Source organism: Neotamlana nanhaiensis, assembly GCF_000943555.1.
In the GTDB taxonomy this organism is placed as follows: domain Bacteria; phylum Bacteroidota; class Bacteroidia; order Flavobacteriales; family Flavobacteriaceae; genus Neotamlana; species Neotamlana nanhaiensis.
The window spans coordinates 1-326 of record NZ_JTDV01000037.1; the positions used below are offsets into that span (position 1 = coordinate 1).

The window sequence follows — 326 nt, forward strand, 5'->3', positions numbered from 1 at the left end:
AACGCAACCACAACAACAGCTACCTTTACTATTGAAGATACCATTGCTCCTAGCATCGATACACAAGCTAGTAATATTAGTGTAGAGTGTGATGGCTCGGGTAACAATACACAAATTCAAGATTGGTTAAATAATAATGGTGGTGCTATCGCTTCTGATGATTGCTCTGATATTACTTGGACCAACAACTACGGAGGTACTACATCAGATTGTGCTAATGCCATCACCGTAGTATTTACTGCTACTGATGCCTGTGGTAATGCTACTACTACTTCCGCTACTTATGCTATTCAAGATACAGTAGCTCCAACTATCGATACACAAGC

General features: G+C 40.2%; 1 protein-coding gene. It reads left to right on the plus strand.

What is annotated here, in order from left to right; translation table 11 throughout:
• Positions 1-326, plus strand: a 326-nt coding sequence (locus PK35_RS17655) for a hypothetical protein (protein WP_044627781.1), incomplete at both ends; no start/stop codon positions are given.